The sequence below is a fragment of the Paracoccus sp. DMF genome (assembly GCF_004407025.1).
Classification (GTDB): Bacteria; Pseudomonadota; Alphaproteobacteria; order Rhodobacterales; family Rhodobacteraceae; genus Paracoccus; species Paracoccus aminovorans_B.
Window position 1 is genome coordinate 1 of sequence record NZ_SOKV02000067.1, and the last position, 10,569, is coordinate 10,569.

The following is a 10,569-nucleotide window of genomic DNA, read 5'->3' on the forward strand; positions in this document are numbered from 1 at the left end:
CCATCTCGACGAGGCCGAACGCCGGGCCTACCGGATCGCCGACAACAAGCTGACGGAACTCGGAGACTGGGACGAGGCGCTCCTGCGCGACGAGGTGGCCGGACTGCTGGCCGATGATTTCGACCTGTCGCTGCTGGGCTTTGCCGAGGACGAGTTGGAGGCGCTGCTGCAGGATCCGGATCTCGGCGAGGATGGCGCGGCTGAGGGCGAGGACGATGTGCCGGAACTTCCCGCCGATCCGGTATCGGTGCCGGGCGATCTCTGGCGGCTTGGCGATCACCGGCTGATCTGTGGCGACAGCACCTCGACCGATGTGGTTGCAAAGCTGCTCGGCGATATCCGACCGCTGCTGATGGTCACCGATCCGCCCTATGGGGTCGAATACGATCCGGCATGGCGCAATGCCACGGGTGCGGCCAAGACCAAACGCACTGGCAAGGTGCTGAACGACGACCGCGCCGACTGGCGCGAGGCCTGGGCACTGTTCCCGGGCGATGTCGTCTATGTCTGGCATGGCGCGCTGCACGCCACCACCGTCGCCGACAGCCTGATCGCGGCGGGTTTTGATATCCGCTCGCAGATCATCTGGGCCAAGGACCGGCTGGTCCTGAGCCGGGGCGATTACCACTGGCAGCACGAGCCTTGCTGGTATGCGGTAAAGAAACGCGGCAAGGGTCACTGGGCCGGGGACCGGAAACAGACAACGCTCTGGCAGATCGCGAACCGAGATCAGGATGCGGAAACCGTGCACGGCACCCAGAAGCCGGTCGAATGTATGCGTCGCCCGATCCTGAACAATTCCAGCCCCGGGCAGGCGATCTACGAGCCCTTCATGGGATCGGGCACGACCCTGATCGCCGCCGAGACCACCGGCCGGGTCTGCTACGGGATCGAGTTGAATCCGGCCTATGTCGATGTCGCCATCGCCCGTTGGCAGAACCTGACGGGTCAGGCTGCCGTGCTGGACGGCACCGACAAAACCTTCGCCGATCTGACCGCCACAAGACGCTGAGACCATGAATGACCTGGCTTTACCTGCCCCCGGATGCGTTTCCGGGGCCGATGACACCTGCCTCTTCGGCCTGTCCCTCTGCTCCGGGGCCGGTGGCATCGATCTCGGGCTCGCCCTCGCCCTGCCCGGATATCGAACTGTGGGCCATGTCGAGCGGGAGACCTACGCCGCGGCCACTCTCGTGGCGCGGATGGAAGACGCGGCCCTGGATCAGGCTGTTGTCTGGGACGACATTGCCAGATTCGACGGCAAGCCTTGGCGCGGCGCGGTGGATATCGTCTCTGCGGGCTATCCGTGCCAGCCGTTCAGCGTGGCGGGCAAACGAAGGGGCGCGGAGGATCCCCGCCACCTCTGGCCGCATGTCGCCCGGATCGTCGGCGAATGTGAACCGCCCTTCGTTTTCCTCGAAAACGTCGCCCATCATCTCCGCCTCGGCTTCCCCGAGGTCGCCAGCGGACTGGTCGCGCTGGGCTACAGGCTTGCGGCAGGATTGTTTACGGCGGCGGAAGTCGGCGCGCCCCACAGGCGAGAGCGGCTCTTCATCCTCGCCATCCGCGAAGGCGACGAACTGGCCGACCCCGCGCGCCTGCTCCGGCACCCGCTCGAGTGGCGGCAACCGGACCGAGATGCTGAGGCTCTGGCCGACGCCCCGGGCCAGCGCCAACGAGAACCGGCAGACCAGACCGACGCCATCGCAGGCGGCGGGGAAACACGGGATGAACCTCGCCACGACAGCCGCGCAATGGCCGACGCCGCTGGCGACGGACGGCAACAAACCGAGCGCGGGCAAGCGCAAAACGGCCGATCTGACCCATGCGGCGGGCATGTGGATGACGCCGACGGCTCGGGATCACAAGGATGGCGCGACGACCTTGGCGAACACGCCGGTGAATGGCCTCCTTGGCCGCCAGGTCCTCACGACGCCGATGGCTGGGCGCAATACCTCCGATCAGCGCCGGACGCTGAACCCGCTATTCGTCGAGGCGCTGATGGGCTGGCCAACAGGGTGGACAGGCTCCGCCTCTGTGGCAATGGCGTGGTCCCACTGGTTGCCGCGCATGCGATCCGAACTCTGGCGTATCAGTTGCTGGAAGATGGATGAGCTTGTAGGATAAAAAGTTCAAAGGCAGCCTCGAGCCCGAAGAGGACGTCCGCTTCTGCCCCGGTTGCTTCTGGCCCAGCCTTTCAGGTGTCCAGCATGTCCCATTCATCTCCGAGCATCCAGCGAATTGCAGACAGCTTGCCGCTGAGCATGCCCCATTCGAAATCAGTCCACGGGCCAAGTTCTTCTGGATAACGTTCTTCTGCGGATTTCATGGCGGCAATCATCCCGTCCCATATTTCGTCGACGATCATTCCGCGCCGCTGCTCGATTGTAGCAGCCTCCCAAACTTCCCTCGGGACCCGCTTCTCCCTGCCGCTTTCGACAGCGTCGATGATGCCCCACTTGCGACCGTACCAAATCTGCGTTGTCAGCTTATCCTCTGCTTCAATCAGCTCAGAGAGTGGCCGGAACTCTTGTCTGAACTCACGCTCGAATGTGATTTCTTCGATCAGGTCGCTCGCGTGCTCGTTCAGGAGCGCGCCTAGATTAGTCGAATAGCGCGAGCGTGCGTCACCAAAGAGAGCAGCGAGGTCCGGATGTGGTAGACGCGTGTCAGCACCCTTCTGGCTGAAATCGTGGATGTTGTGCGTGATGAACGCGAGTACGTCGTCAACCTTCCGGTGTGCAAGAGCGTCGATATACGTCTCAATGATAATCGCGTCTCCAATGCCATTGATCTGCCTATGGAAAGGCGCAACCTTAGCAATGGCTCGGTCGGCGGCGCGGGCTTTTATGTTGTCGCTGGCTAGGATCAATTTAGTTGTGGCAAAAAGTCTCTCAATCAGGCTCACCGCTTCGTTCACCGCCTCTCCGCCAATTGAAATGCGGTGATCTATCTCGTTTAGGCGACGAAGAACCTCGTCTCGTCCCTCCTCGGGTCCGAACTGCGAGACGGCATCCTTTACCCGCTTGAAATGGCCCGACAGGCTTGCACGGCTCGATGCCATCACTCGGTCGCGGTTTCGGGCAAATTCCTCCGGGATGATCTGCGGCAGGATCAATTCAACCTGACCGGCCTCTATCAGCGCGGAAAGAGCGTCGAGCAAAGGCATATGGCGTGGATCCTTCGTGAGATCCAGCCATACGGATGTATCGATTAAAAGTCTGAGTTTCATCCTTGCTCCATATGAAGGTGAAAACACAGCCTTAGCACCGAACGGCCGCTCCGTCCCGCTTTGCCGCCATTCAACGGACTGATCCTATCGGATCGCTCGTTCGACATGCCCGGCAAGTCGATAGACCCGACCGCGCCCATCGACTTTTCCTGAGGTCACCTCCAGCCTCAGCTTCTTCTTCAGTAACCCGGAAATGGCACCCCTGATGCTGTGGTGCTGCCACGATGTCGCCTCGGCGATCTCTGCAATGGTCGCGCCCTCCGGCGCCTGAAGCATGGCGATCAGCTGGGCCTGTTTGGTGTCGGGGCGCTGGGCGGCTGCGATGGCCTCGGGCTTGGCATCGCGCAGTCCCGCCATGGTCCTGATCACCACCGGGTCGATGCCAATGGCGTCCAGCCCGGCATCGGTGGCGATCAGCGTCGAGCCGTGCCCGTCGCCGGTCTCACGCCAGAGTGGTTCGTTACGCCGGAGATTGGCATCGACCTCCTCGATCCAGCCGAGCTTGATCATCCGGCCGATGGCCATCTTCGCGGCCGCGCCATGCAGCCCCTCGGGCAGCGGCAAAGCGAGATTGCCCGGCCGGGCGCTGGCCCGGGTCAGGATCAGGGTCTGGGTGTCGGTGAGTTTCGTCATGTCTGGCTCCGTGCATCGCCGCGCAGGTCGCGGTCGGCTTCTACGGAGCCGGGCCCCGCATCGCGCGGGGGCTCAGCGGTTGGCACAGGCCAGCCGGTCAGGCGGCGTGTTCGCCCTCGCCAAAGGCAAAATCACTGATCTGCCTCAGAAGGCGCGTGTGATATTCGAGGCTGCCGACGTCGGCCCAGTTCAGCCGTTCGGGATCTGCGCCGAAATGGTCGTCGCTGAGGGCCTGCAACCGGGCCAGCATCGCGTCGATTTCGGCTTTCTTCGCGATGAAGGCGGCGAGCGCGGCGTCACTGGTGCGGGCGGGCTTGCGGGTCATTTCGATCTCCGGTGCAGCGTTTCGTTGATGGACCATCGCTCTGCGGGACCGCGAAGTGTAGAGAATTCGGAGCAATAACAGTGCTTTCTGATGTACATCACCATCATACTCGGATGGGCCTGCCATGCAGGGCATGAGCGAGCGGGCCTATGCAGCCCATGCGGGGCTGTCGCGCGGGGCGATCCAGAAGGCGCGCAAGAGCGGGCGGCTGGTCCTCTTCGCCGACGGATCCATTGATGCGGCCGCGTCCGATGCCCGCCGCGCGGCCACGACAGACCCGGATCAGCAGAACCGGTCCAACGGTGGTACCGCGCGGCAGGAGACGTCATTAACGCCACCGGACAGGCCGACCCGCCCCGCCGACAACCTCGCCGCCCCGTCGATCACCGGCCCAGGCGACTCATCCTCCTATTTGAAGGCCCGGACGGCGCTGACGGTCTATCAGGCGCAGGAGCGTCAGATCGCGATCCAGAAGAAGAAGGGCGTGCTGGTCGACCGGGCCCGCGCCGAGACGCTGGTGTTTCGCCTCGCCCGTCAGGAACGCGATGCCTGGGTGACCTGGCCCGCCCGTGTCGCCGCGATCATGGCGGCGGAATTGTCGGCCGAGATGGAAAAGACCACCGGGGAAGCGATGAGCATCGGCACCGGGGTGCTGCAGAGGGTGCTGGAAACCCATGTCCGAGACCAGCTTGCCGCCCTCGCCGACCTCAAGGTTTCTCTTGAATGATGACGATGGGGGCGACGATCACGCACCTGACCTGAGCTTTGAGGGCGCCGAGGATATCCTGCGCGCCTGGTCGCGCGGGCTCCGGCCCGATCCGGACCTGACGGTGTCGGAGTGGGCCGACAGGCACCGCTGGCTGTCCTCCCGCGCAGCAGCAGAACCCGGGCGCTATCGGACCGCGCGCACGCCCTATCTGCGCGAGATCATGGATGCGCTGTCGCCCGGCCATCCGGCGCAGCGGATCAGCTTCATGAAGGCCGCGCAGGTCGGCGCCACGGAAGCGGGCAACAACTGGATCGGCTTCGTCATCCACCACGCCCCGGGCCCGATGCTCGCGGTGCTGCCGACGGTCGAGATGGCCAAGCGCGCCTCGCGCGGACGGCTCGACCCGCTGATTTCGGATTCTCCGGCGCTGCGAGAGCGTGTCAGCCCGGCCCGGTCGCGCGATGCCGGGAATTCGATGCTGTCCAAGGAATTCCCCGGCGGCATTCTGGTCCTGACCGGGGCGAACAGTGCGACCGGGCTGCGCTCGATGCCCGCGCGCTATCTGTTTCTGGATGAGATCGACGCCTATCCGCCCTCGGCCGATGAAGAGGGCGATCCGGTGACGCTGGCCGAGGCCCGCAGCACGACCTTCGCCCATCGCCGAAAGGTGCTTCTGGTCTCGACGCCGACGATCCGGGGGCTGAGCCGGATCGAACAGGAGTTCGAGGCCAGCGATCAGCGGCGCTTCTTTGTCCCCTGCCCGCATTGCGGTGCGATGCAGTGGCTGGAATTCGAGCGCCTGCGCTGGGAGAAGGGTCGGCCGGAAACGGCGGCCTATGCCTGCAACGCCTGCGATCAGCTGATCGCCGAGCATCACAAAACGGCGATGCTGGAAGCAGGCGAATGGCGGGCAACCACAACCAGCGCCGATCCGCATCATGTCGGCTATCACTTGTCCGCCCTCTATTCGCCCATCGGCTGGAAGAGCTGGGAGCAGATCGCCCGGGAATGGCTGGCCGCCCAGGGTAATGACGAGATGCTGCGCGCGGCGCGGAACACGCTTCTGGGCGAGACCTGGGTCGAGCGCGGCGAGGCGCCGGAATGGCAGCGGCTGGCCGACCGCCGCGAGGTGTTTGGTGCCCAGATCCCTGAGGGTGGACTGTTCCTGACCGCCGGGGCCGATATCCAGAAGGACCGGATCGAGGTCGATATCTGGGCCTGGGGGCGCGGGCTGCAGAGCTGGCTCGTCGATCACATCGTCATTCCCGGCGGTCCGGACAGCCCGGCGGCATGGGCCGAGCTGACGAAGATTCTTGGCCGCACCTGGCAGCACGCGCATGGCGCGGTGATGCCTATTGCAAAACTCGCCATCGACACCGGCTATGAGGCGGCGGCCGTCTATGCCTGGGCGCGGGCGCAGGGGTTCGAGCAGGTCGTGCCCGTGAAAGGGCTTGAGGGCTTCAACCGGGCGACGCCGGTCTCCGGGCCGACCTTCGTCGATGCGACCGTTGGCGGCAAACGCCTGCGGCGCGGTGCCCGGCTTTGGTCGGTGGCCACCGCCACCTTCAAGATCGAGACCTATCGTTTCCTGCGGCTGGAACGACTGAGCGATGAAGAGCGGGCGACGGGCCAGCCCGATCCGCCGGGGATGATCCATGTGCCGGACTGGGCCGACAGCGAATGGCTGAAGCAGCTGGTCGCCGAACAGCTGGTCACGGTCCGCAACAAGCGCGGTTACGCGCGGCAGGAATGGCAGAAGCTGCGCGAGCGGAACGAGGCGCTGGACACCCGCGTCTATGCCCGCGCCGCCGCCTGGATCATGGGCGCGGATCGCTGGGACGAGCGCATGTGGCGGCAGCTGGAGGATCAGGCCGGTGTCACGGCACCCGAGACCGCAACTATCGATGCCGCAGAGCCAGCGGCGGCCCCGCCTGCCCGTCAGGCGGGCGCGCCACCGACCACGCCGCGCCGCAAGCGGCAGACTTACACACCGCGTTTCATGAGGTGAGAGATGGAAATCGACCGGATGCGGGCGCTGCTTGCGGCCCTGCAGGAGGCCCGGTTCAGCGGGCTGCGCAGCGTCAGCTATGACGGCAAGACCCTGACCTACGGCTCGGATGCCGAACTGGCCGCTGCCATCGCCGATCTCGAAGCCCGCATCGCCCGCGCAACTGGTGCCAACCGCCGTCGGCGCTGGGGCACCATCGCCACGAAAGGGCTGTGAGACATGGCGCTTGATGGCATCCGCGCGCGGCTGGGCGCGATCATCGGCGGGTTCGACGCGGCGCAGTCGCACCGGCGCCTTCGCGGTTTCCGGGCCTCCCGCGCCCATGTGAACACGCTGATCGCGGGCGCCGGCGAGACCATCACGGCCCGCGCCCGCTGGCTGGCGCGCAACAATGGCTATGCCAGCGGTGCCGTGGAAGCTTTCGCCAGCAATGTGGTCGGTGACGGAATCAAGCCATCGTCCTCCATGGCCGATGCCGCGCAGAAGGAAGCGCTGCAGAAGCTCTGGCTCGGCTGGACCGACGAGGCCGACGCCGAGGGTCTAACCGATTTCTACGGGCTCCAGCGCCGCGCCGCCCGAGAACTGTTTCTGGCGGGCGAGGTGTTTCTGCGCCTGCGCCCGCGCCGCCCCGAAGACGGTTTGTCGGTGCCGCTGCAGCTGCAGATGCTGCCCTCGGAGATGCTGCCGATGGATCTGAACCGCGAACTGTCGGGCGGCGGCACCATCCGTCAGGGCATCGAATTCGACCGCATCGGGCACCGCGTGGCCTATCACCTGCTCCGCGGACATCCGGGCGATATGACCGATCCGGGGCTGGTGGGTGAGACGGTGCGTGTGCCTGCCTCGGACATCATGCATGTGCTGGACCCGGTCGAGGCGGGGCAGCTGCGCGGCGTGTCGCGCTTCGCACCTGCCATCGTGAAGCTCTTCACACTGGATCTTTATGACGATGCGGAACTGGAGCGGAAGAAGACGGCGGCGATGTTCGCGATGTTCATCACCTCGCCCGCCCCGGAAACGCCGCTGGAACCGGCGGAAGATGATCTGGAGGTCGAACCCGGCCAGGTCGTCCGTCTGGACCCGGGCGAGGATGTCTCGACCCCCGCGACGCCGGATTCCGGATCGACCTATGAGCCCTTCCAGTACCGGACGCTGCTGCAGATCGCCGCCGCGCTGGGCATCCCCTACCCTTACCTGACCGGCGATGCCGCACGCGGCAACTTTTCCAACACGCGCGTGGCGCTGCTGGATTTCCGGCGCCGGGTCTCGGCGATCCAGCACAGCGTCATCGTGCATCAGCTCTGCCGTCCGGTCTGGCAGCGCTGGCTCGATCTGGCCGTGATGTCCGGCGCCATCGACCTGCCCGGCTATGACCGCGACCGGCGGGCATACCAGGCGGTCAGCTGGCTGCCGACACGCTGGGACTGGGTCGATCCGATGAGGGACGCCTCGGCCGAGATCCTGCAGATTGAGGCGGGCCTCAAATCCCGCAGTCAGGCAATTTCCGAGCGCGGCTATGACGCCGAGCAGGTCGACCGTGAGATTGCGGCCGAGCGGAAACGCGAAGCGGCGCTGGGCCTCGATTTCCGCCGCCCCGGCTCGCCTGCACAGGGGCCGAAGGATGAGGCGGCTGCTGGTGGCGCCGATGCCAGCGACGGCAAGGACGATGACGAAGATCGCGTCACCGACCCTGATGATGACACCGACGATGACGATGCCAAATCCAAAGAGAACCGCTGATGCATCATGCCCAGATCGCCCAGCGCGCCTTCGACACGCCGCTGATGATCGCCCCCGCCAAAGCGCTCGCCTTTCTCAGCGGTCTGGGGCCGCGCATCACCGGGCAGAACATCAGTTTTGACAAGGCGGCGCACGCCGAACCGGACGTCGCTGCAACGCATCGCCCCGCCCGCACGTCGCTGATCGGCGGCAATCTGGTCGGGCGGCATGACGATGATGCCGATGCGCCCTTCCCCATCATCGACGGCGTGGCGGTCATCGCCATTGCCGGGACGCTGGTCCATCGCGGCGCCTGGATCGGGCAGAGCTCCGGCTTGACCTCCTATGAGGGCCTCGCCGCCCAGATCGACGCGGCGGTTTCTGACAATGCCATTCGCGGCATCGCGCTGGAGATCGACAGCTTCGGCGGCGAGGTCGCAGGTGCCTTCGATCTGGCCGACCGCGTCCGTGCCGCGCGAGGTACAAAGCCTGTCCATGCCTTTCTGGCCGAGCATGCGCTGTCGGCGGGCTATGCACTGGCCTCACAGGCGACCCGCATCACCCTGCCCCGTACCGGGGCGGCGGGCAGCATTGGCGTCATCACCATGCATACCGACATGTCCGGCATGCTGGCCCAGAAGGGCGTCGCGGTCACGCTGATCCATGCCGGAGCCCGGAAAGGCGATGGCAATCCCTATGCTGCTCTGCCCGAAGCTATCCGCGACCGGCTGCAATCCGAACTGGAGGATCTACGGATGCTCTTCGCGGAAACTGTCGCTGCCGGGCGCGGCGCCAGAATGATCAAGGAGGCTGCGCTGGCCACCGAAGCCGCGATCTTCCGGGGCGCGGCGGCTGTCGAGGCCGGTCTGGCGGATGCCGTGGCCGATCCCCGAATAGCCTTCCGCGCCCTTGCCGACAGCCTCAACCGCCCGGTTCTGACGGTAGGGCGACCGCCAAAAACCCCGACCCTTTCACACCCAAAACAGGAGATGATCATGACCGATCAGACGGATGCCGATGCCCGGACGCCGGACCAGCAAGACCCACAAGTCGCAGCACAGGGTGCAGCCGCCACGCCGACGCAACCCACAGCGCCGACGGCACAGGAACCGGCGGCAGTGCCACCCGCGCCCGGCACCGCAGCGGCTGCGGCCGCGCGTGATGCCACCGCCGATGCCATCCGCGCCGAAGCCGCCGAAGTGGCCTCGATCTGCGCGCAGGCGGCAAAGCTGGGTGTCACCCTGGACGCCGCCGACGCGGTCCGGCGGGGCGTGAGTCCCGACGCCCTGCGCGGCCAGATCCTCGACAGCCTCGCCGCCAAAAGCGAGGCCAGCGGCATCCTCGCCAGCGCGCCGGTGGCGACAAACAAGCCGAGCCCGCTCGTGGCCGCCGCCCGCAAATCCGCCGACAGCGCCACGCGCTGATCGCCTGACACCTTCCGGAGACCAAGATGCCCGTCCTGACCCAGCCGCCCAGCATGGGCGATGCGCTCAAATATGAGCTGAACCCCAACTATACCCGCGAGACCGTGACACTGGCCGAGGGCACGGAATACCCGGCCGGAGCGGTTCTGGGCCGCATCACCGCCAGCGGCCAGTACATCTTCGCCAGCCATGGCGGCAGCGATGGCGCGGAAACGGCCGCTGGCATCCTGCTCTATCCGGTCGATGCAAGGCTGGCGGAAGCGACCGGCATCCTGCTGGCACGCGGCCCCGCGATCTTGTCGCGCGATGCGCTCTTCTACGATGGCAGCGTCGACGATGCCGCCAAGATCGCCGCCAAACATGCGGAGCTGACCGCGCTGAGCATCGTCATCCGCGACAGCGCCTGACCGGCGGCTGCGGCGCTTTCTTTCTTATCCTTCTTCCCGACAAGGTTTCCCCATGACCATCATCCGCAATCCCTTCGATGCCGGCGGCTATTCGCTGGCCGAGATGACGCAG

Annotated in this window: 11 protein-coding genes and 1 pseudogene; 9 read left to right on the forward strand and 3 right to left on the reverse strand. The window is 65.8% G+C overall.

Translation table 11 applies throughout. From position 1 onward, the window contains the following. From E3D03_RS19050 to E3D03_RS19060, 3 genes and pseudogenes are all read left to right on the forward strand, one after another. The coding region (locus E3D03_RS19050) for a DNA methyltransferase (protein WP_263568258.1) at positions 1–1,012 on the forward strand (1,012 nt) is incomplete at its 5' end. A gap of 4 nt (positions 1,013–1,016) precedes the next feature. After that, positions 1,017–1,526 (forward strand): annotated as a pseudogene (locus E3D03_RS19055) (DNA cytosine methyltransferase); the annotation flags it as partial. Positions 1,527–1,728: 202 nt separating this feature from the next. Then, on the forward strand, positions 1,729–2,127 hold the full coding sequence (locus E3D03_RS19060; protein WP_263568268.1) for a hypothetical protein: 399 nt from the start codon (positions 1,729–1,731) through the stop codon (positions 2,125–2,127). A 70-nt stretch (positions 2,128–2,197) separates the two neighbouring features. Here E3D03_RS19060 and E3D03_RS19065 read toward each other — a convergent pair whose 3' ends face one another. From E3D03_RS19065 to E3D03_RS19075, 3 genes are all read right to left on the reverse strand, one after another. Beyond that, positions 2,198–3,232 carry a PIN domain-containing protein gene (locus E3D03_RS19065; protein ID WP_263568259.1) on the reverse strand — a complete coding sequence of 345 codons (1,035 nt, stop codon included), beginning with the start codon at positions 3,230–3,232 and terminating at the stop codon, positions 2,198–2,200. 84 nt (positions 3,233–3,316) lie between these two features. After that, complete coding sequence (locus E3D03_RS19070; RefSeq protein WP_263568260.1) at positions 3,317–3,865, reverse strand: DUF3489 domain-containing protein; 549 nt, start codon at positions 3,863–3,865, stop codon at positions 3,317–3,319. Between the two features lie 97 nt (positions 3,866–3,962). Continuing rightward, complete coding sequence (locus E3D03_RS19075) at positions 3,963–4,190, reverse strand: hypothetical protein (RefSeq protein ID WP_263568261.1); 228 nt, start codon at positions 4,188–4,190, stop codon at positions 3,963–3,965. Between the two features lie 124 nt (positions 4,191–4,314). On the opposite strand from E3D03_RS19075, the gene E3D03_RS19080 reads away from it, so the two are divergent. Genes E3D03_RS19080 through E3D03_RS19105 form a run of 6 tightly spaced genes read left to right on the forward strand, consistent with a single transcriptional unit; the run spans position 4,315 to position 10,457 of the window. Beyond that, positions 4,315–4,917, forward strand: a complete 603-nt coding sequence (locus E3D03_RS19080) for a hypothetical protein (RefSeq protein WP_263568262.1) — start codon at positions 4,315–4,317, stop codon at positions 4,915–4,917. Then, positions 4,865–6,907, forward strand: coding sequence for a phage terminase large subunit family protein (locus E3D03_RS19085; protein ID WP_263568263.1), 2,043 nt, complete (start codon positions 4,865–4,867; stop codon positions 6,905–6,907). The genes E3D03_RS19080 and E3D03_RS19085 overlap by 53 nt, the downstream gene beginning before the upstream one ends. 3 nt (positions 6,908–6,910) lie before the next feature. Next, complete coding sequence (locus tag E3D03_RS19090) at positions 6,911–7,123, forward strand: phage head-tail joining protein (protein ID WP_263568264.1); 213 nt, start codon at positions 6,911–6,913, stop codon at positions 7,121–7,123. A 3-nt stretch (positions 7,124–7,126) separates the two neighbouring features. Further along, positions 7,127–8,647 carry a phage portal protein gene (locus tag E3D03_RS19095; RefSeq protein WP_263568265.1) on the forward strand — a complete coding sequence of 507 codons (1,521 nt, stop codon included), beginning with the start codon at positions 7,127–7,129 and terminating at the stop codon, positions 8,645–8,647. A gap of 44 nt (positions 8,648–8,691) precedes the next feature. Then, positions 8,692–10,050, forward strand: a complete 1,359-nt coding sequence (locus tag E3D03_RS19100) for a S49 family peptidase (RefSeq protein WP_318013781.1) — start codon at positions 8,692–8,694, stop codon at positions 10,048–10,050. Between the two features lie 26 nt (positions 10,051–10,076). Further along, entirely contained in the window at positions 10,077–10,457 is a 381-nt protein-coding gene (locus E3D03_RS19105) for a head decoration protein (protein ID WP_263568267.1), read from the forward strand. Positions 10,458–10,569: the final 112 nt, after the last annotated feature.